At 37.2% G+C, this 21,058-nt stretch carries 18 protein-coding genes; 9 read left to right on the top strand and 9 right to left on the bottom strand.

Annotation, left to right across the window (positions count from 1 at the left end; genetic code table 11):
- Nucleotides 1-230: 230 nt before the first annotated feature.
- Entirely contained in the window at nt 231-1,469 is a 1,239-nt protein-coding gene (sstT, locus tag AC1M36_RS11730; RefSeq protein ID WP_336450902.1) for a serine/threonine transporter SstT, read from the bottom strand.
- Nucleotides 1,470-2,345: 876 nt separating this feature from the next.
- On the bottom strand, nt 2,346-3,086 hold the full coding sequence (locus tag AC1M36_RS11725) for an SDR family NAD(P)-dependent oxidoreductase (protein WP_336450901.1): 741 nt from the start codon (nt 3,084-3,086) through the stop codon (nt 2,346-2,348).
- Nucleotides 3,087-3,207: 121 nt separating this feature from the next.
- Here AC1M36_RS11725 and AC1M36_RS11720 point away from each other — a divergent pair, with 121 nt between their 5' ends.
- Nucleotides 3,208-4,041 (top strand): LysR family transcriptional regulator, encoded by an 834-nt coding sequence (locus AC1M36_RS11720; RefSeq protein ID WP_336450900.1) that lies wholly within the window; start codon nt 3,208-3,210, stop codon nt 4,039-4,041.
- 65 nt (nt 4,042-4,106) lie between these two features.
- Here AC1M36_RS11720 and AC1M36_RS11715 read toward each other — a convergent pair whose 3' ends face one another.
- Nucleotides 4,107-4,979 (bottom strand): LysR family transcriptional regulator, encoded by an 873-nt coding sequence (locus tag AC1M36_RS11715; protein ID WP_336450899.1) that lies wholly within the window; start codon nt 4,977-4,979, stop codon nt 4,107-4,109.
- Between the two features lie 109 nt (nt 4,980-5,088).
- Here AC1M36_RS11715 and AC1M36_RS11710 point away from each other — a divergent pair, with 109 nt between their 5' ends.
- Together AC1M36_RS11710 and AC1M36_RS11705 are read left to right on the top strand one after the other, a co-directional pair.
- Nucleotides 5,089-5,505 (top strand): tautomerase family protein, encoded by a 417-nt coding sequence (locus AC1M36_RS11710; RefSeq protein ID WP_336450898.1) that lies wholly within the window; start codon nt 5,089-5,091, stop codon nt 5,503-5,505.
- A complete protein-coding gene (locus tag AC1M36_RS11705) occupies nt 5,498-5,806 on the top strand; it encodes a carboxymuconolactone decarboxylase family protein (RefSeq protein ID WP_336450897.1) in 309 nt (102 codons plus the stop codon). The genes AC1M36_RS11710 and AC1M36_RS11705 overlap by 8 nt, the downstream gene beginning before the upstream one ends.
- Nucleotides 5,807-6,469: 663 nt before the next feature.
- Here AC1M36_RS11705 and AC1M36_RS11700 read toward each other — a convergent pair.
- Nucleotides 6,470-7,375, bottom strand: coding sequence for an AraC family transcriptional regulator (locus AC1M36_RS11700; protein ID WP_336450896.1), 906 nt, complete (start codon nt 7,373-7,375; stop codon nt 6,470-6,472).
- 246 nt (nt 7,376-7,621) lie between these two features.
- On the opposite strand from AC1M36_RS11700, the gene AC1M36_RS11695 reads away from it, so the two are divergent.
- The 5 genes from AC1M36_RS11695 to AC1M36_RS11675 all read left to right on the top strand — a co-directional run bounded on the left by AC1M36_RS11695 (nt 7,622) and on the right by AC1M36_RS11675 (nt 13,370).
- Nucleotides 7,622-9,088, top strand: a complete 1,467-nt coding sequence (locus AC1M36_RS11695; protein WP_336450895.1) for a glycoside-pentoside-hexuronide (GPH):cation symporter — start codon at nt 7,622-7,624, stop codon at nt 9,086-9,088.
- Nucleotides 9,089-9,108: 20 nt separating this feature from the next.
- Complete coding sequence (locus tag AC1M36_RS11690; protein WP_336450894.1) at nt 9,109-10,140, top strand: galactose-1-epimerase; 1,032 nt, start codon at nt 9,109-9,111, stop codon at nt 10,138-10,140.
- Between the two features lie 183 nt (nt 10,141-10,323).
- Entirely contained in the window at nt 10,324-11,493 is a 1,170-nt protein-coding gene (locus AC1M36_RS11685; protein WP_336450893.1) for a galactokinase, read from the top strand.
- The gene (gene galT, locus AC1M36_RS11680) at nt 11,490-13,019 is read left to right on the top strand and encodes a UDP-glucose--hexose-1-phosphate uridylyltransferase (protein WP_479845891.1); all 1,530 of its coding nucleotides are present in this window, start codon (nt 11,490-11,492) and stop codon (nt 13,017-13,019) included. Before AC1M36_RS11685 ends, galT begins: the two co-directional genes overlap by 4 nt.
- 108 nt (nt 13,020-13,127) lie before the next feature.
- Nucleotides 13,128-13,370, top strand: a complete 243-nt coding sequence (locus tag AC1M36_RS11675) for an NUDIX hydrolase (RefSeq protein WP_336450891.1) — start codon at nt 13,128-13,130, stop codon at nt 13,368-13,370.
- 131 nt (nt 13,371-13,501) lie between these two features.
- Here the strand turns inward: AC1M36_RS11675 and hemY are convergent, their stop codons facing one another.
- The 4 genes from hemY to AC1M36_RS11655 form a co-directional block, all read right to left on the bottom strand.
- Nucleotides 13,502-14,923, bottom strand: coding sequence for a protoporphyrinogen oxidase (gene hemY / locus AC1M36_RS11670; protein ID WP_336450890.1), 1,422 nt, complete (start codon nt 14,921-14,923; stop codon nt 13,502-13,504).
- Nucleotides 14,924-14,947: 24 nt separating this feature from the next.
- Nucleotides 14,948-15,883 (bottom strand): ferrochelatase, encoded by a 936-nt coding sequence (hemH, locus tag AC1M36_RS11665; RefSeq protein WP_431613083.1) that lies wholly within the window; start codon nt 15,881-15,883, stop codon nt 14,948-14,950.
- Between the two features lie 14 nt (nt 15,884-15,897).
- Nucleotides 15,898-16,944: a uroporphyrinogen decarboxylase gene (gene hemE, locus AC1M36_RS11660; protein ID WP_336450888.1), complete on the bottom strand. Its 1,047-nt coding sequence runs from the start codon at nt 16,942-16,944 to the stop codon at nt 15,898-15,900.
- 184 nt (nt 16,945-17,128) lie between these two features.
- Nucleotides 17,129-19,246 carry a transglycosylase domain-containing protein gene (locus AC1M36_RS11655; protein ID WP_479845890.1) on the bottom strand — a complete coding sequence of 706 codons (2,118 nt, stop codon included), beginning with the start codon at nt 19,244-19,246 and terminating at the stop codon, nt 17,129-17,131.
- A gap of 130 nt (nt 19,247-19,376) precedes the next feature.
- Between AC1M36_RS11655 and AC1M36_RS11650 the strand changes: the two genes are divergently transcribed.
- Complete coding sequence (locus AC1M36_RS11650) at nt 19,377-19,850, top strand: antibiotic biosynthesis monooxygenase family protein (RefSeq protein WP_336450886.1); 474 nt, start codon at nt 19,377-19,379, stop codon at nt 19,848-19,850.
- A 73-nt stretch (nt 19,851-19,923) separates the two neighbouring features.
- Here AC1M36_RS11650 and AC1M36_RS11645 read toward each other — a convergent pair whose 3' ends face one another.
- Nucleotides 19,924-21,048 (bottom strand): hypothetical protein, encoded by a 1,125-nt coding sequence (locus AC1M36_RS11645; RefSeq protein ID WP_336450885.1) that lies wholly within the window; start codon nt 21,046-21,048, stop codon nt 19,924-19,926.
- Nucleotides 21,049-21,058 lie beyond the last annotated feature (10 nt).

Genomic DNA, 21,058 nt, shown 5'->3' with positions numbered 1-21,058 from the left:
TTTCGACAAATTTTACAAAAAATTAACCTCATCCTTTTGTAACTGTGAGTAAAGATTTCTTTAACTACGACTCGAATTTTCAACATAAAAGACAGGAGCTCGTTGCTCACTGTCTTTTATGTTGAATTATATATTTAGTTGTAATGCATATTACCGATCCATAGCTAAACATGTTATTGATGTTCTATGCTTCTAAAAAATCACATTTGTACCAGAACTAGATTTCTTCTTTATGATACTTTGCGAATATTTATTTTTTTCCCTTCTTTACGCCACTCTTTAAATTCAGCTGTTGCTGTGAAAAGTACGTCTGTGGATGAGTTAAGTGCCGTTTCAAAAGAGTCTTGTAAAACACCTATAATAAAGCCTACTCCAACTACCTGCATAGCAATATCAGGTGAGATTCCAAATAAGCTGCATGCTAGAGGAATCAGTAATAAAGATCCACCAGCAACCCCTGAAGCACCACACGCACATACAGCTGACAGTACGCTTAGGATGATTGCTGTAGGAAAGTCTACTTGAATACCAAGTGTATGAACTGCTGCAAGTGTCAAAACAGAAATCGTAACAGCGGCACCACCCATATTGATCGTTGCGCCTAATGGGATGGATACTGAATAACTATCCTTATTCAAACCTAGATTTTCACATAATCTCATATTTACAGGAATATTCGCAGCTGAGCTACGTGTAAAGAATGCTGTAATACCACTTTCCTTTAAGCACTTAAAAACAAGCGGATAAGGATTTTGACGTATAAATGCGAACACAATGATTGGATTGACAATCAGTGCTACAAAGAACATACAACCAATCAAAACAGCAAGTAATTTCCCATAGCTTAGTAATGATTCAATTCCATTTGTAGTAATAGAATCCACTACTAGACCCATGATTCCTAATGGCGCAAGCTTAATAATCCATGTAACCATTTTAGATACAGCATCTGAAAAATTTGAAATCATCGTTTTTGTCGTATCAGAGGCATTTCGTAAAGCCAAACCAAGGAGTGTCGCCCAAGCTAAAATACCGATATAGTTCGCATTATAAATTGCTTTAACTGGGTTATCAACAATGTTCAGCAGTAAAGATTTGAGAACCTCTACAATACCACCAGGAGCAGTCACACCTTCAGCACCCTTTGCAAGTGTTAAAGTTACAGGAAAAATAAAACTTACAACAACGGCGATTAATCCAGCTAAAAATGTTCCTAAAAGGTATAGGAAGATAATGGACTTCATATTCGTTTGTTGACCACTCTTGTGTTGTGCGATGGCCGACATAACTAAGAAAAGTACCAGCACAGGCGCAATCGCTTTCAAAGCACCTACAAATAAAGTACCTAAAATGACAACAGGTTTTGCTACTTCTGGGATTGTCACAGATAGAATAATACCGATAATCAACCCTACAATGATTTGTTTTACTAGACTCACTTGATTCCACTTTTTCAGTATACTGTTCATAAATACTCCCCCATCAATTGAAGATAAAATTGCAACATTGCTGCTATAGAGCTATTCATTTCTCACAACCATACAATAAAATTAAATCTATTCCACATAGATTCCGTTGAATAATAGATGACTTTTATGAAAGCCAATCTCCATTCCAGGGTTGTGCTTTTGATCTTATCCTTCTACGCTATTCTGGGATACACCAAAATATTTTTTATAATAAAAAAATTCAGATAATTATTTCGATAGATGGCCTCTTTTATCACATTTTACTCTATAAAAATAACTATCTTATCAATAAGTAGTATTATAATGATTTTTTTCGTATATAACAATATTATTTTCCTTGTTTTCAAAAAAATCTAAATTGTTAAATTATAACAAACCTAAAACAATATACATCAACAATCACTGCATGAATCATGCTTTCATAGCTAAAAGAAAAAGCAGTGCTTTAATTACACAAAAACACTACCTATTATTCAGATGTTCTTTTTCTTTTAGTCATAAAAACACACCTTCAGACAAAAGTATCCAAAAGGGTAAAGCTTCACAACTTTTTTCAAAACATCGCGATTTTATTTCAAATCAACATTAGCTTGATAGCGATGTGGTGCTTGCAAAAAAGAGGATACTATGTCCTCATATCGGACATAGTATCCTCTTCTAATTATATAAAGTGAAACTTTAATCAGTGGGGTTTTCTTCATCCTCCACTGATTATTAGCCCTCACCAATCGGGCTTTTACGGGCAGTTTATCTCCCACCTAACTTCTTTGCTCCCGCCAAATTTTGAGGTGGGAGTATTACTGCCCGTTAATGCGGGATAAAATGAATACAACTTTCTAGTAAGCTGATAATCTTACTGCATAATGCCACGTAATACTAAAGCGTCTGTCCATTATCAATTGTAAATATCTGTCCTGTAATAGATTCCTGGGTTAATTGAAAAAGAATCGCCTCTGCAATATCATCTGGTGTTGAAATTCTCTGAAGTGGCAGATTTCCTGCCAGCTGGTACATCTTTTCCTCATTCCCTGCCCACCAGCATGTATCGACTGCACCAGGAGAAATACTATTTACTCTAATATCAGGTGCTAATGCAATTGCTAGTGATTTTGTCATTGTATGAATGGCTGATTTTGTTGCAGCATACGGCACGGATGATCCAAGTCCCGTTATCCCGGCAACACTCCCCATATTCACGACAGCACCTGCTTTTTGCTTCTTCATATAAGGAACAACAGCTTTTATACAATGAAACATCCCTTTCACGTTTACGCTAAAAAGGTCATCCCACACTTCATCAGTTACAGACCCTAAGTCATTCATCGGTATTTGAGCTGTTATACTCGCATTGTTTACTAAACAATCGACTGTTCCAAAGAGGTTAACAGTTTGAGAAACCATATTCTCTACTTCTTCTTTTTTTGCTACATTAGCTTTAATGGCGATTGCCGTTCCGTCTCGCTCTTGAATCTTATGAATCGTTTCTAGCGCTTCTTTTTCCGAACGACTATAATTCACCACAACTTTTGCTCCTAAACTCGCTAACTTCAAAGCAGCAGCCTTTCCAATACCAGTACCACCGCCTGTTATAATAACTACTTTATCTTTTATATCCATTTTACAATCTCCTCACTTGGTCTGATTTTATTTCATTTTATCTTCATTCATTTGAGGAGTATAATACTGAATAATGAAGCAGGTATCATTTTAAATGATACCTATGTGGAGGGATCGATTCTTGGAGAGCCATGACTTATGGATTTTTAAACATGTTGCAGAGCTACAATCTATATCCAGAGCTGCTGAAAAGCTAGGATATGTACAACCGAATATAAGCCAGCGAATCAAAAATTTAGAAGATGAACTTGGCGTAAAACTATTAAAGCGTAATAACAGAGGCGTCACCTTAACGGAAGAAGGAAAAGTTTTATTAGATTACACAAATCAAATTCTATTTTTAATGAATGAAGCGAAATCCAAAATAAACCCTCAGAAATGGAGAGAATCTTTAACACTAGGAGCATCTCAAACCATTTCCGCTGTGAAAGTGCCTCAGCTATTCTCTTCTTTTTTAGAAGCACATAAAAATATTGATGTGAAAATCAGAACGACTGATAACGCAAAGTTACAAGAAATGCTTTTATACGGGGAACTTGATGGGATTTTTTTAAACGGTACGTATAATGAATCACAACTGAAAACTGTGTACAGTTATTTTGAAAATATGATTCTCATTTCATCAAAAGACACTCCGATCGAAAACCAAACTTTACTCGTAAATAGTGATTCAAATTGTATATATAGACAACAACTATTAGATTACTGTAATAAAAATGACTTTAATCAGAATACGATAATGGAATTCGATTCACTTGAGGCTATTATGCAAGCTGCTCATGGTGGACTTGGGATTACGATTATACCTGCTAATGTTGCGTATAGCCGGACAAAGACAGAAGCAATTCGTTATGAAGAAATACATGAAATAGTCAAAATTGATTTTGTAATTAAACGCCGAAAACAGCAACCGCAAGGCTTAAAGAAGTTCATTCGTTTTTTAAGAGAGTTATAAGTGTAACACAAAGCCCCTTCTGATTTCGAAAGGGGCTTTTCAAGATTTCTAGATACAATAATGATTTAAAACAACAATTTAATTTTCTTCATCAACTGTTGTTTCGTATGACTCAAATAGTCTCTTTTTTTAGAAGAAATGCATAATCCTATCGGCATTTTAGGATCAAATCCTTTAACCTTAAACGATATATTTTCTTCTTTTAAATTAGTTCCCTTAGGAATAATACCTATCATCTCTCCAAAAATCATTTGTGGAATAAGGTGTAGTGCACTACAATTATAGACTTTTTTAAAGGATACGTTGTTTTCCGATAAGAAAGCATTCACAGATTGATAATAATAACAACTATTCTCTCCTATTAAAATAGGATAATCAATAATATCAGATATTCCCACTGACTGTTTTTGCAATAGCGGGTGATGAGGATTATTAACAATAAATTGTATTTCTTCCTTACAAAGTGGAGTGAAGCTCACATTAGCAATATTTTTATTGTTTCCACAAACTGCAAAATCAATCTTATTTTGATCTATCATTTGTGATAAAAGCGCTGTATTCCCTACAACAAAATCACAATGTATATATGGTTTCTCCTCATTTAAATATTTTAATAGCGGCGGAATCAATTTTTCTGCAAGTGAGTCTAATAGACCGATTCTTATCGTTCCCTTCTCCTCATTGCTTATACGTTGCGCTTGAGATATTGAATACTCCCAATGCATTAGCAAATGATCTACTTCTTCTGCAAATAATGCACCTTCATCTGTTAACTTTGCATCCCATCCTCGTTCAAATAAAAGGAATCCAAGTTCCTTCTCTAGTTTTTTTATATGTGTTGTTACAGTTGATTGAGCGTAGTTCAATTTTTTGGCCGCAAGTGAAAACGTTCCTTCCTGAACAATCATTTTGAATGTTTTCATCTCTTTTATTTCCATTTTTACACCTAATCTCTATCGGTTTTATTGATAATTATATGATATTTTTTCAATTATCAAAATTGAAATGGTAGGAGTAAAATAAATCCATACGAAAGGGAGTGAATGTATGCCATTTGTTACTGTTTATTATTCAGACGGTCAATTGCATAAAGAAGAGTTGAAAAAGGTAAGTCATAGTATTCATCTTGCATTAATGGAGCATTTTCAAATTCCAAAAGATGATTACTTTCAAATGTTTTTACCCTATCCATCTCATCAATTCTTTTATAACCCATACTATCTCTTAGAAACGGGGAGAAAGCGAACAGATAAAATGATACATGTTTCCATTACATGTGGGCCTGGGAGAACAATAGATCAAAAAAAGAATTTATATCAATCTATCTCAGAATCTTTTTATAACCATTTACATATTCCTGCAACCGATATTTTTATTACACTAAACGAAACACCTGCTGAAAACTGGTCATTTGGTCAAGGAATAGCCCAAATGGTTACAATGAAGGAGAAGAATCATGAATAATCGTATCGAACTCAATATTTCACAGAAAATGAGAGATATCGCTCCCGACTTTGTTGATTATAGTGAAAACGTGTTATTTGAAAAAGTATGGAGAGACCCTACTTTAACAGCAAAAGAAAGAAGTCTCATTACACTTTCTGCTTTAATTAGCATCGGCAATACGGAACAACTACCATTTCATCTACAATTAGCTGAAAAGAACGGAATGACTGAGCAAGAAATCATCTCTCTAGTAACACATCTAGCCTTTTACGTTGGATGGCCGAAAGCAGCTGCAACACTAAATGTAATACTCAACTAAAATCGAACAAAAAACCTTAAAAATACTGCAAAATAATATGGTATATTTTTCAAAAGGTGGGATATAACTAATGAATTACCATATTAGAGTGAGAGCTGGAGCAATTATTATTGAAAATGATTCAAGACTTTCATGCCGGTAATGAGTCAGGGCCTGTTTATGTTGGTGAGATTGATTAGTTGCTATATAAAGTGAAATTTTAATCAGTGCGGATTTTCTTCATCCCCCACTAATTATTAGCCCTCACGAATCTGGCTTTTACGGACAGTTGACCCTTGACCTAACTTCTTTAGAAAAGCGGAAGCGGCTCGCTCAGAATCACAGGACGTTGGAGCTGGACTTTGCTTTCGCTGAATTTTGAGGTAGGGGTCTTACTGCCCGTTAATGCGGGATAAAGTTGTATAAAAAACAATAAAGTCATTAAAAAAATAAAAAAGAAGATATTGATAAAGCCTTGCCGTGGTCAACGGATTTACCGTCTAGATGCAGAGTGCCGAAAAAAAGCGAAGGAAACAAAAAATACTCCAAAATCAACTTTTCTTGTATATTTTGGAGTTACTTTACGTTTACGTTACAACTTTAAGCACACTACACATTAAATTATTCGTTATTTTTTGAACATTTAATGTGTAGTTGCTATTCTAGAAATTTCATTCATTTTTCCTAAGTGGCCCGTGAAATAATTTCTTGTTCATCAAGTAAGAACTTCAAGCTTGATAAAGAGATTGTTTGGAAATTCTCTTTCGACATACGTTTTCGATAATGCGTAGGTGTTTCTCCAGTCACTTTTTTAAATATGCGGCTAAAGACTACTAAACTACGAAAGCCCACCTCATAAGAAATGTTCTCTACTGATTCATTTGTCATTGAAAGTAAATACGCTGCGTGATTCATACGCACCCTTAAAATCCAGTCCTTCATGCTCATCCCGAAATGATTGTGAAAGACCCGCGAAAGATGACTTCGATTGACCGCAAGATGATTTGCCACATCACTTACTGTAATCTCTTCTACATAGTGCTCTCCAATATATGTCATCGCTTCAACCGCGAGTCGTGAAAACTTTTGCTTTACTCCTGTTGAGAATTCGACACCATCTGTAAGTAATAATCTTAAAAACCGATAGGTCAACTCATTCAACTTTAATTCATCTTCTAATGTACCGTGGGAGCAATTCATACACTCCAAGATAATATCCAAATATTGTTGAATATTAGTTGAAGTAACAGAGTGGTTATCTTCTTTAAAACTCGAATAATAAATAATTTCGTCTGCTACCTTCCCACCAAATGACAGCCACGCATACACCCATGGTTCTTCTGCATCCGCGCGATAAAAGGTCGACTCTCCTGGGCGAATGAGAAAAATATTTCCTTTCTTTAATGAATATTTTTTATCTTTTACATAGTACGTTCCTTTTCCATCCAACACAACATGAATAATATAGCTGTTACGTACAGCTGGTCCAAAAGTATGAAAAGGCAGTGTTTTTGAAAAACCACAAAAATCAAAATATAGTTCGCTTGAGAAGTAACAGTGTTCTTTTTTCATAAAGATTGCTTGTTCCATGGGCTTCTCCCTCTTCGTGATTACTATAACCTAATCTACCTTTTGAAGGAAGAACTGCAACAAAAGGTTAAATCAAGGTCACAAAATGATATAAAACAGAAAACGCTTTCTTGTTAAACTATACTTGAAAAAGAAAACCATAGGAAGGAAATTAATGTAGTTCGTTAGTTTTTTTATGCTTAACTTTGTAAACGCTTTTATATCATTCTTAAAATTCAGTGAAGAGAAAAATTACAAAAAAGGAGAATGAAAATGAATGAAAAAGTAAAACAACGTGTTTCCTATGCCTTAGGTGCATTTGGTCATGACATATTTTATACAACTTTGAGCACCTATTTTATGGTCTTTGTTACGAGTGCGATGTTCACTGGGGCTGATAAAGCAACGACCGGAAAAATGATTGGAATTATTACGAGTTTAATCGTAGTAATCCGATTGGTACAAATTGTTTTTGATCCGATTATTGGAGGAGTAATTGACAACACAAAAACGAGATTCGGGAAGTTTAAGCCCTGGTTAGTCATTGGTGGTTTAGTTAGTTCTATCTTTCTTGTATGCATATTTACCAATTTCTTTGGTCTTGCAATTCATAATACTACACTGTTCATCATTTTGTTTGCAATTGTTTATATCTTGCTCGATATTTTTTATTCATTTAAGGATATTGCTTTTTGGTCGATGATTCCAGCGTTAAGCACTGACACCAAGGAACGAGAAAAATTGGCAACATTTGCACGACTTGGTTCATCACTTGGTGCAAATGGGACTACACTAGCAGTTGTACCAATCGTCACCTTCTTTACTTTCTTGATGACTGGTAAAGATTCTCAAGGTGCCTCTGGTTGGTTTTGGTTTGGCTTGATTGCTGCTGTTATTGCTGGTGGAACAGCGATTATTACAGCACTTGGCACAAAAGAAAATGATAGCGTAATTCGTCAGCAACAAGAAAAAGCAGGCATTAAAGATATTTTCAAAGCTATTACTAAAAACGATCAGTTAATGTGGCTAGCACTTTCATATATTGCATATGCTATTGCCAATGTTGCAACTACTGCTGTGTTATTCTTCTTCTTCAAATATATTCTAGGAAATTCAGGTGATTTCTGGATTGTGGGGTTAATTGCAGCTGTATCAGGCTTAATTGCTGTTCCACTTTTCCCAACGCTCACGAAATTAATTTCAAGACGTTTTGTCTATATTGGCGGTATTGTGATGATGCTTCTGGCATATGTATGTTTCATCTTAGCTGGAACAAGTTTACCAGTGGTTATGGTGGGATTGGTGCTCTACTACTTCCCTCAGCAGCTAATTTTCCTTTCGGCTTTGATGACTATTACCGACTCAGTTGAATATGGACAATGGAAAAATGGTACCCGAAACGAAGCTGTGACTTTATCAATTCGTCCATTACTCGATAAAATTGCCGGAGCTTTATCAAACGGGATCGTTGGGCTTGTAGCTGTTGCTGCTGGGATGACCGGCAATGCTACAGCAGCAGACATTACTGCAGATGGTGTTTCGACGTTTCATGCTTATGCGTTCTACCTTCCAGCAGCACTCATGATTTTCTCTGCTATCATTTTTGCATGGAAGATCACATTAACAGAGAAAAAACATGCACAAATCGTCAAAGAGCTAGAAGCAAAGCTAACTCATGGCGAGAAAGCAACTGAAGAGTTCAATTCTAGTACTGCACTTGCTCATTCTAAATAAAGGAGTAGAGGATATCTAAAATGAACATTACAACAAAAGATTTCGGTGCAGGTTATACGATTATCACTATTACCAATCTGAATGGCCTGCAATTGACTGTTTCAGATTTAGGTGCTCGGATTACGAGTTTAAAGGTACCAACAAAGAATGGTCTACGTGAGCTCGTACTTGGTTTTGATACGGCACAGGAATATCTTGAAAAAGATTTATATATTGGTGCCTCAATTGGACGAGTAGCTGGACGAATTCAAAATGGAACTTTTCAAATTGATGAGAAAATCTATAAAGTACAAATTGATGAGACAACCGGAAACACTTTACATGGCGGTACTCCAGGATTTGAAAGCAAAAAGTGGCAATATCAAGTTATTGATAATAATGATGAGATCTCAGTGATTTTTCACACGGTGAGTCAAGATGGTGAAAATGGTTTTCCGGGGAATCTTGATGTCGAGATACGTTACACGTTAACTAACACGAATGTTTGGAAAGTAGAAACTAGGGCGACAAGTGACAAAGATACCTTGTTTAATCCAACAAACCACGTGTATTTCAACTTAACTGGTGATGTAACGCAACCTGTAAATGAACACACATTATGGGTGGATAGTGATAGATTTGCGTCACTTAATCGGGAAAGTATTCCAATTGGTGAAAAGTTGCCTGTAGAAGGAACTGCGTTTGATTTTCGAAAGCCAGTTAAACTCAAAGAAACCTTCAATAGTACTTTTGGTCAAAAAGAATTAGTGGATGGAATTGATCACCCATTTTTCTTGAATCAACCTGAACTATCACATAGTTCAGTGAAACTCATTAGCCCGGATGAAGTGGTTACAATTGAAATAGCCACAAAAGAACCAAGTGTCGTCATCTTTACGGCAAATTTTGGTGAGAATACGCCTCTCATGCATGGCAAACAACTTGCAAACCATGGTGGAATTACCTTTGAAACACAGGTTTCCCCGGGTGCTGAACAGTATTCTGATTTTGGGGATATGGTTCTTAGAGCAGATTCAACTTATCAAACGATAACAGAATTTCATATTACTTGAGATCATATTTTGGATAGTCTCTTTAAATATGAAACATGTACAGAAAAAATTAGATACTACCATCTGAATTTTTTAAAAATTATATGTTGTGTCTAGAGATAATGATGAACTGTTAGAAGTGAGCCAGTGAATACTGAGCTAATTTCCTTATTTAAAATGAATGCAAAAGGGATGTTTATACTTATGGAAAAGAAACGTGAACTAGCTTTAAAATTTGCTGAGGTATTTGGACCTCAAGAAACAACTCAATATTTTTCTCCAGGCCGTATCAACTTAATCGGAGAACATACAGACTACAATGGTGGCTATGTATTCCCTGCTTCTATTACTTATGGAACTTACGGAGTAGCTAGACGTCGTGAGGATGATAGAGTATTAGTTTACTCAACGAACTTTGAAGAACTTGGAGTGATTAGTTTCACGTTGAATGAACTAGATTACGATAAAAATGCTAATTGGGCAAATTATGTAAAAGGAGTTATCTTAACACTGAAAGAAGCAGGTCATAAAATAGACTGTGGTTTTGAGTTATTAGTTGAAGGAACGATTCCAAATGGAGCGGGACTTTCAAGTAGTGCTTCACTTGAATTACTTGTAGGCGTAGTATTAGAAGACTTGTTCAACTTAGATGTAACGCGACTTGAATTAGTGAAAATGGGTAAAAAAGTTGAAAATGAATTCATCGGTGTAAATTCTGGTATCATGGATCAATTTGCCATTGGATTTGGTGAGAAAGACAAAGCGATTCTCCTTGATACCAATACGTTAGAGTATGAAATGGTTCCAGTGATTTTGGGCGACTATGCTATTGTAATTATGAATACTAATAAACGTCGTGAGCTAGCAGATTCAAAATATAATGAGCGCCGTGCTGAATGTGAAGAAGCACTCGCACGTCTCCAAACGAAGTTAGAGATTAGTGCACTTGGAGAACTAAGCGAAACAGAATTTGATGAAAATCAAAATCTTATTGGAGATGAAATCCTAATTAAACGTGCGAAGCATGCAGTTTACGAAAATGAACGCACAAAAAAGGCCAAAGCAGCTCTTACTGCAGGTGATTTAGAAGAATTCGGAAAGCTATTGAATGCTTCTCATACATCTTTAAGAGATAACTATGAAGTAACCGGCCTTGAATTAGATACATTGGTGGCCGCTGCGCAAAAACAAGAGGGTGTGCTTGGAGCCCGTATGACTGGAGCAGGATTTGGGGGATGCGCTATCGCATTAGTAAAAGAAAGTGAAACCCACACTTTTAAAAACAATGTTTATGATGAATATCTCAAAGTTGTGGGATATGCGCCTGTCTTTTATGTGGCACACATTGATAGTGGAACTACAGTGATTGGATGATGAATGAGGTGGAAACGATGAACACATGTCAAGCAATTTATGATTTTACTACACTTGCAATTGAGAGTGGAGCCATTGAGGAAAACGACCGAATTTATATGCACAATCAACTATTACGTTTGATTGGCGAATCGGAAATGGGAGAGATTACTAGTGTAGTCGAAACGGACCCACATGTGCTGTTAGATACGCTTATGGATAAAGCGACGGAAAATCTTATTATCTCTAAAAACCAAGCTAATCGTGATATGTTCGAAGCGCTTTTAATGAATGTGATTACACCACTTCCATCCAAGGTCAATGCGAATTTTCAGGAGGCATATCGCAAAAGTCCTGAACAAGCGACGGATTATTTCTTTGAACTAAGTAAACGCAATGATTATATAAAGAGCCGTGCGATTGAAAAAAATATTCATTATTTAACAGAATCAAAATATGGTGAACTTGAGATTACTATTAATTTGTCCAAACCAGAGAAAGATCCAAAAGAAATATTAGCGGCTAGAAATGCACCAAGGGGCAATTATCCAAAATGTTTACTTTGTATTGAAAATGAAGGGTATTTCGGTCGCTTGAACCATCCAGGTAGAAGCAATCACCGAATCATTAACATCGAGCTAGATGGAGAAGGATGGGGTTTTCAATATTCACCATATGCATACTTTAACGAACACTCCATCGTATTATCTAAGAAGCATCGACCAATGAAAATTTCTCGTGAGGCATTCTCTCGTTTATTTAGTTTTGTAGAAATCATGCCACATTATTTCATTGGTTCAAATGCGGATTTACCTATTGTAGGAGGATCTATCTTAAGTCATGATCACTATCAAGCTGGACGCCATAACTTTCCAATGGCAAAGGCTAAAGTTCTTAAAACATTTGAACTATCTGACTACCCAAATATTTCTTGCGGTATTGTCAACTGGCCAATGAGTGTGATTCGCCTCTCTTCTTTAAACAAAGAAGAACTAATTAATGCCAGCACCTACATCCATGAAAGTTGGAAGAACTATTCAGATGAATTCTTACAAATTCGTGCGCAATCAAAAGATGGCACAAAACACCATACGATTACACCAATTGTGCGGCGTCGCGAAGAAAAGTATGAAATTGATCTTGTACTACGTGATAATAATGTAAGTGAAGAATACCCTGATGGAATTTTTCATCCACATCCAGATGTACAGCATATTAAGAAAGAAAATATCGGACTTATTGAAGTCATGGGCCTTGCAATTCTCCCTCCACGTTTGATTGAGGAGCTTCATGAAGTTGAGCTGTACTTGTTAGATAAGGAAGCCAATGTTCCTGAAATCCATCAAAAATGGGCAGATGAATTAAAATCCCAGGGCGGCTATACGGCAGAGACCATCCAAAGCTTTCTTCAAACTGAAGTTGCAAAAAAATTTGAACGCGTCTTAGAAGATGCTGGTGTCTATAAGATGAATAAAGATGGTAGAGCAGGGTTTGATCGCTTTATCAAAGAATTACAAAGTACAAATCGAGAGGTAATGACTAGATGACAGTTTTAGTTTTAGGTGGTGCAGGCTATATCGATTCACATGCCGTCAATCAATTAATCACAAATGGCTATGTGGGAATTTGATGATGCCTATTTTGGCGGTATGTATGTGTACTTGGTTACGCTTCCACAAGATTATTCTTACCCTACTCCTAAAAAAGTAGCTGAGGGCATATTAGACTGGAAAAAGATTTCGTGGCTCTTAGATGAAGAGAATTATGGGTTAGATGAGATCATCCCTCACATTTTACCTAAAATTCTGGATGACTCGAAGACTCTTGAACATCGATGTGTCATTCACAATAATAAGATGATTCAGTATGAATACAAAGAATTAGAAAATATAAAATGATAACTTATACATATATCAGTAAATGAACTTATATCAGCGCAAATTCGAATATATCGGCGATTCGACAAAGGATATCGACCAAACAACAAATAATGATAAAAACAAGAGCCCACTAGCTCCTGTTTTTATCATTACTGCGCAATCAATTCCGTCTCATCCACTTTTTCCAAATAAGACAATACATTCCTTACTGCTGCTTCCCCTTGATCAATACAATCAGGAAGACCAGAACCTGCATAAGAGCTACCAGCTAAATATACACCAGGTAATTCTCGTTCCATAAATGTTGTTAACTTCTTCATTCTCTCTTTATGTCCTACTGTATATTGCGGCATTGCATCTTTCCAGCGACTTACGACAGTAAAGTCTGGCTCAGCTGTTATATCCATTGTTTTTTGCAAGTCTTCTAATATAAATTGAACAATTTCTTCATCTGATTGTTCGACGATTGCTTCGTCACCAGGGCGCCCAACATAGCAGCGAAGAAGTACTTTCCCTTCCGGCGTTGTATGTGGCCATTTCTTATGTGTCCACGTACATGCTGTAATCGAAAAATCACTATTGCGAGATACAACGAAACCTGTTCCATCAATATCACGCTTGATGGCTTCTTTTGGAAAGGCTAATGCAACATTCGCAACGGATGTCGATGGAATATTGCGGAAGAATCGGAACTCTTTATACTGCGCAAACATAGATGGCAGTACTTTATGAGACGCAGCAACCACAATGGAATCCGCCTCAATTTCTTTCCCATTGCTTAGTGTAATCGTATAACCGTCGCCCATTTTTGCGATTTTTTCAATGCGAGTTCCCTTCACAACTGTTCCCGCATCGAGTCGCTCTTCTACCCTGTCCACAATAGATTGCAAACCTGTTTTTAATGTTAAAAAGATTCCTTTCGGCGCTGCATCTTTTGCTTTTTTCGGAGCTAAATTACGCATACCGAGTGAAATACTACGATATTTTTGCTCTACTTGATAAAACTGCGGGAATGTTGACATTAAACTCATTTGATCAATATCTCCCGCATAAATTCCAGATAACAATGGTTCAATTAAATTTTCAACCACTTCATTTCCTAAACGACGACGGAAAAATTGACCAAGTGATTGATCAGAAACAGGCTTTGAACGTGGTAATACAAAATCAAAACCTGCTCTTACTTTACCAATCGGAGAGAACAATCCTGAAAATAAAAACGGGGTAATTTGCGTTGGAATTCCCATCATGGATCCGCTCGGCATCTTATGTAATCGATTGTTCACAAGAACAAATGACTGACCAGTTGCGTTGTTTACAAGCTGATCTTCAAGCCCTAGTTCTTTTGCCAATCTAGCTGCACTCTCTTTTCTTTCTAAGAAAGAATCTGGACCACGCTCAATTGTAAATCCATCTTTTCGAACGGTTTGAATTTTGCCTCCAAGCTTGCCCGACGCTTCTATTAACAATGTATCAACCGGCAATTCTTTTTCGCGAATTTCTTTTTGTAAGTAATACGCTGTTGTTAAACCTGTAATTCCACCACCGATGATAACAACTTTCTTTTTCAAAAAGGCCCCTCCTCTCCTCTGGGATTATGAAACTTCGTTTTGTTTTTTTAACACGACATCTGCTAGACAAGAAATAAATGCGTCTGATGCATTTGGCATTTCCGGGCGATAATACTTCGCTCCAATTTCTTCTGTTACGACTTTACATTCAATATCATTGTCATATAACACTTCTAAATGTTCAGCTACAAATCCAACCGGTGCATATACAAATGAAGTGTAACCATATTTTTCATTTAATTCTCTCGTTAAATCTTGTACGTCTGGCCCAATCCATGGGTCCGGTGTATTGCCAGCACTTTGCCAACCAACCGCATAATTTGGAACTTCCGCACCACGTGCGATATAATCAGCTGTTTCATTTAACTGTTCTGGATACGGATCACCTAAAGCGATGATTTTTTCTGGTAAACTATGCGCAGATACAATTAAAACTGCTTTTTCGCGTTCTTCTTCTGACATAGTGCTATATACTTTTTTCACTTCATCTATCCAGTACTGGATAAACTTAGGCTCTTTATACCAGCTATCGATACCATGGATCGTTAAGTTTCCAAGCTTACTTGCTTCTTCTTGTGCTCTGCCAACATATGATTTTACGCTGAACGTAGAATAATGCGGAGCAAGAACAAGGGCAATTGCTTCCTCAATCCCATCGTTATGCATAGCCCCGACAGCATCCTCAATGAAAGGCTCAATATGTTTTAAACCAAGATACATGTGGAATTCCACATGATCTTGCATTTCGTTTAAACGTTGTTCTAACTTTTTCGCTTGTTCTAATGTAATCGTAGCTAAAGGAGAAATACCGCCAATTGCACGGTAACGTTCTGTTAAATCCTCTAACATTTCTGGACTTGGCTTTCTGCCTCTACGAATATGTGTATAGTAACGTTCAATATCTTCTTCTTTATACGGTGTTCCGTATGCCATGACAAGCAAACCAATCTTCTTTTTCATATCCGTATCCTCCTTTACTTCGCTAACTGTTCTTTCGAATAATCATGAATAAATGCAGTCAAGCGTTTTAATGTATCTGGATTTACTTCTGGGAATACACCGTGACCTAAGTTAAATACATAACCCGGCTGCTTCATTCCTTGATCTAAAATCGTTTTTACATGCTCCTCGATTACGTCCCATGGCGCAAGTAAGAAAGAAGGATCCATATTACCTTGCACCGCTTTATAAATGCCACGTGCGCGCGCTTCTTCAATTGACAGACGCCAATCAAGTCCGACTACATCAAGAGGTAATTCATTCCATTCATTTGCTAAATGCCCCGCTCCAACGCCGTGCATAATCATTGGAACATTCATAGCGCGAACTTCCGTGAAAATACGCTCCATTGCAGGTTTAATAAATGTGCGGTAATCTGCTACATTCACTGTTCCAACCCAAGAGTCAAAGACTTGTACCGCTTTTGCTCCTGCTTTGATCTGTGCCTTCAAATACGTAATGACCATATCTGCAAGCTTATCCATTAACGCAAACCAAGCTTTCGGCTCTGCATACATAAATGCTTTCGTTTTATGATAGTTACGAGAAGGTCCACCTTCAATCATATAACTCGCTAATGTAAATGGCGCCCCTGAAAAACCAATTAGCGGAACATCTAACATCTCGTTTGTTAATAAACGAATTGTATCTAATATGTATGGAACATCCTCTTCTGGATGAATTTCGCCAAGTTTTTCTACGTCTTGTAACGAACGAATTGGGTTATCAATCACCGGTCCAATCCCCGATTTAATTTCTACATCCACACCGATTGCTGGAAGTGGTGACATAATATCTTTATACAAAATCGCTGCGTCTACATTATATTGATCAACTGGAAGCTTTGTAACATACGCACATAGCTCCGGATTATGTGTAATTTCAAATAAAGAATACTTTTCTTTTATCTTTCTATATTCAGGCTGTGAACGACCTGCTTGCCTCATATACCATGCTGGTACATATTCTGTTTGTTCCCCCATACACGCTTTTAAAAATGTCTCATTTATAGTTCTTACCAAGACCCTTGCTCCCTTCCTTACCAATGCTTCTAACGAATCCTATCCGATATTTTTATCTTTTTTTACTATACAGCTTGTAAAAACAAAATGCATAACTTTATGTACGTTGTTCATGAAATTGACACAAACGTTCGTAAAACCGCTTACTTTTTTCACAACATTCTTATTATATCATAAGCAAAAACTACGGTTTAGCTACTTTTGTCTTTTCTCCTTCTCGATTTGTTTGTGGGTTATACGGGACAACATAAAAACTTGGTTTCGCGAATATATTCGTAAACTTGTCTTCATACTCACCAATCCCTTTTACTGTTCCAACATGAGTATGGACTCCATTCTCAACCTTATAAATTCGATATATAACCCTTTTATCTTGCAGTGGTTTCCAGCGCAATTTCGTCGTAAATAAACCAAATGGATTAAACGATAATTTCGCTTCTATATTTTCAATTCTACTTAGGTGAATTGGGTTTCCGATTGTCTCAACACCTTTTGGCTGCTTAAACTTCGGTTTATCTTGTACATTCGCTTTCGTTAAAATCTTTTTAAATAATTCTGTTGCAGACGCACTTCCATCGTACAGTTGATGCTCTTTATCCGTACGATCGTATCCAATCCATACGGCACCTACTAAACTCGGCGTATATCCAACAAACCAAACATCTCTAGCACCTTCACTTTGATTTGGAAGTGACGTTGTACCCGTTTTCCCTGCTAGTGCCCCTTTATATTCGCCCATCTTTGCGGTTCCTTCTCTTACAACACCTTCCAGCATTTTTGTCATATACCATGCCGTTTGTTTTGAAAAAACTTTCGTTTCATTTTTAGGTGATTCTCCAATAACCTTTCCGTGCCGATCAAGCACCCGCTCAATCACATGTGGCTCAATAATTTTTCCATTTGCCAAAAATGCACGGTACATCTTTACAAGTTCAAATGGAGAGACGCCTTCTTTCAGCCCACCAAGTGCCGTACTTAAGCCAGCATCTGCAATATGAATATTTCCCTTCTCTAAATATTGCTTCCCTTCTTCGACTCCCATTTCATGTAATAAAGATACAGCTGGTACGTTTGCCGATTCCAAGAGCGCATCATACATCGTTACTTCTTTTGAATACCTGTGATTATAATTTCGCGGTTCATATCCTTCAAAAGAGACTCGTTCATTTGTTAATAAAGAATACGGATTATATTTTTTCGTTTCTAGCGCCGGTGCGTACACAATAAGCGGCTTTAAAACAGAACCTGGTTGACGTTTTGCAAACACTCGATTAAATCCTCTTGGCACATACTCCCTCCCGCCAATTGCGGCTTTAATGCCTCCCGTCGCATGATCCATTAATAAAAAAGCACCTTGTGCCCCGTTTTCTTTCCCTGGAAAATTCCGCACATCTTGAAATTGATCGTAAGCTACTTTTTGAATTTTCTCATCCATAGAAACGACAAATGTATAGCCTCCGCGGAGAACTTCTTGATGCGATAAACCATACAAACGCGCCGCTTCATCTACAACCATATCGACATACGGCATATAAGCTAGTTCCCTTTCATCTAAATTTTTATATAGCGCAATTGTTTTCCCTTGATAGCGAACGCTTTCCTCTGCTGACAAATACCCTTGTTTATGGAGAAGAGACAATACTAAATCACGGCGTTCCTTGCTTTTTTCTGGATGCAGAAACGGAGAATACCCATTTGGTGATTTCGGAAGCCCCGCAAGTAGCGCCCCTTCTTCTACCGTTAACTTTTCTACATCTTTATTAAAATACAATTTTGCTGCGGCCTGAATTCCGTACGCTCCATGACCGAAATAAATATGGTTCATATACATTTCAAGTAGCTGATCTTTCGTATAGGTTTGTTCTAATTTAAGAGCGATGGCTACTTCTTTTAATTTACGCGTGAACGTTTTTTCATGAGTTAAAAAAACATTTTTGACGAGTTGCTGCGTAATCGTACTACCACCTTCTACTTTTTCTCTCGCTAAAACATCTTTATACAACGCGCGAAATACAGAAGGATAATCAATTCCATGATGATCATAAAACCTGGAGTCCTCTACAACGATAAATGCTTGCTGCACATGTTTCGGAATTTGCTCAATCGGTACAAGATCTCTATTTTCTACATATAATTTTGTAATTTCTTTTCCTCGCTGATCAACGATACGTGATGAAGAGTGGAAAACAAGTTTTTTTTCATCCATCATATAACCACCAGCTAACACAATCAGTTTATAGAGTACAATCGCAACTACAAACACTGCTACGCCGCTTATTAAAGTCCACTTTATTTTCTTCATACATCGTCCTTCTTTCCAAATGATGGTATGTTTATTATTTGAAAAACGATTCTCTTTATGTATATAATCTTCGAACTTTTTCGGAAGAGTTGCTATAATGAAACCAAACACATAAAAGGGGGCATTACAAATGAAAGCGATTATTTCATACGAAACACCTCTAGAAAAGCCACATTTCACTGCAAAAGATAATGACAAAGATATGTTTTATAAAGAAAATACAGAAGAAGCGGTAGAAGGAGCACTTCATTATGACGTGCTAGACGCTGTTGGAGAATTTAAAGGACAACCTGGATTTATTGTTTGTAACAACATTTCCGTTACAGACGAAGGCCGTCCCGTTTTTGAAAATCGTTTCAAAAACCGTGCAGGACTGATTGAAAACGAACCTGGCTTCCAAGCAATCCGCGTTCTGCGCCCATTAAGTAACGATACATATGTCATTATGACAATGTGGGAAACAGAGCAAAACTTTAAAGACTGGACTGAATCACGTTCTTTCGAAAACGCACATAAAAAACGTCCGACGCAAGCGAGTGCAGAGCCGCAAAAGAGTATCTTCTCAAGACCTTCTTTTGTGACGACGTTTGATGTATTAGCTTAAACAAAAAAGCTGTAACTTCGATTGAGAAGAAGCTACAGCTTTTTTCTATGTCTTCCACAAAGTTATGATCCTGTTATCCAGAAATACTTTCTACTTCATCTCTACCGCAATGGTTACATCGACCTCTCCTACGATAATAATAAGCGATAGAAGCAAGACCTAGCGCTATCCCCCAGAGAATCCATAAAAGCATTGGTCCTATTGAACCCCAAATGTGACTCAGCAAAATATTATCTGTAGGCACGAGGTGGAGTTTAACCGCGACAAAAGCGGAAGTAAAGGTGAAACCAGCAGCGGTTACAGCAATCGCCACACAAGATGCTGGAATCACCGCCAGTAGGATTGGCACCCTCTTACCGTTAACGAATGGGAACCACCGCGGGAATGTTTCACCCCATTTCTGAATCAAACCTAGCGTAAGAATACTACCAACGATACATATCGATCCGAAAGTCCATTCCGTAATCTGATGCGCTGGATTGACATTGGAAAAGTCCTGCAAAAACTTCGCGTCAATTCCTAGCGGGATTTTCAATGCCCAAGCATAGCGCGTAATTGCGTATGGAATAGGAGCAAGAGCCGCAAGATAGGTAATCCATCGACTCCATCGCATGAGAAGAGATGTTTTCCCGTCCGCTTTCCTTCCGCAATATTCACATGCATGGCGTATTTTTCTTCGGTAAGCTACAGCGAAAAACCCCCAAGATATTCCTCCTAGAACACATATAATTTGATTGAACATCAGCCAGTCAAACTTAAATTTTAATAAAAAAGCATAGGCCATGGCCGCAATCAGACTGGCATCCGGTACAAAGAGGAGTAAAGCAGCCGCCCATCCCCAGGCATAGATGAGGATAAGCCGCTGTTGGAAAGTTTTTTCCACTGGCTTCCTCATTGAAAATCCAACCACTATACCTATGAGACAAAGAACAACAAATATGATACCTCCAACATAAGGCGGAAGATAAGTAACCTTTCCAGCAAACAAATCCATACCATTTTCACTCTTAAAAGGATACCCTTCTCCTCCAAACAACCAGTAAAGGTGCATCGATCCATAAAGGACTGACCAAGCAATGGCTATATACCCAATCCAAGATGGCCATCGCTTTAGACTCATTCCTTCTCTTTTCTTTGGTGAAGGCAATGCATAATTTGTATCCATGCTAGATTTGTCAATCGGAGTCTTTGAATCCACTCAAAAAACA

This window comes from Bacillus sp. Medicinal_06 (genome assembly GCF_056711665.1).
This window is presented reverse-complemented; position numbering and strand designations above follow the sequence as displayed.

What these genes read in the sequence shown, in the direction of transcription:
- AC1M36_RS11710 (WP_336450898.1), top strand. Translation starts at nt 5,089, where the DNA reads ATGCCATTTGTTACTGTTTATTATTCAGACGGTCAATTGCATAAAGAA.
- AC1M36_RS11700 (WP_336450896.1), bottom strand. Translation starts at nt 7,375, where the DNA reads ATGGAACAAGCAATCTTTATGAAAAAAGAACACTGTTACTTCTCAAGC.
- AC1M36_RS11715 (WP_336450899.1), bottom strand. Translation starts at nt 4,979, where the DNA reads ATGGAAATAAAAGAGATGAAAACATTCAAAATGATTGTTCAGGAAGGA.
- galT (WP_479845891.1), top strand. Translation starts at nt 11,490, where the DNA reads ATGATGAATGAGGTGGAAACGATGAACACATGTCAAGCAATTTATGAT.
- AC1M36_RS11685 (WP_336450893.1), top strand. Translation starts at nt 10,324, where the DNA reads ATGGAAAAGAAACGTGAACTAGCTTTAAAATTTGCTGAGGTATTTGGA.
- sstT (WP_336450902.1), bottom strand. Translation starts at nt 1,469, where the DNA reads ATGAACAGTATACTGAAAAAGTGGAATCAAGTGAGTCTAGTAAAACAA.
- AC1M36_RS11705 (WP_336450897.1), top strand. Translation starts at nt 5,498, where the DNA reads ATGAATAATCGTATCGAACTCAATATTTCACAGAAAATGAGAGATATC.
- AC1M36_RS11725 (WP_336450901.1), bottom strand. Translation starts at nt 3,086, where the DNA reads ATGGATATAAAAGATAAAGTAGTTATTATAACAGGCGGTGGTACTGGT.
- AC1M36_RS11650 (WP_336450886.1), top strand. Translation starts at nt 19,377, where the DNA reads ATGAAAGCGATTATTTCATACGAAACACCTCTAGAAAAGCCACATTTC.
- AC1M36_RS11695 (WP_336450895.1), top strand. Translation starts at nt 7,622, where the DNA reads ATGAAAATGAATGAAAAAGTAAAACAACGTGTTTCCTATGCCTTAGGT.
- AC1M36_RS11690 (WP_336450894.1), top strand. Translation starts at nt 9,109, where the DNA reads ATGAACATTACAACAAAAGATTTCGGTGCAGGTTATACGATTATCACT.
- hemH (WP_431613083.1), bottom strand. Translation starts at nt 15,883, where the DNA reads ATGAAAAAGAAGATTGGTTTGCTTGTCATGGCATACGGAACACCGTAT.
- AC1M36_RS11655 (WP_479845890.1), bottom strand. Translation starts at nt 19,246, where the DNA reads ATGAAGAAAATAAAGTGGACTTTAATAAGCGGCGTAGCAGTGTTTGTA.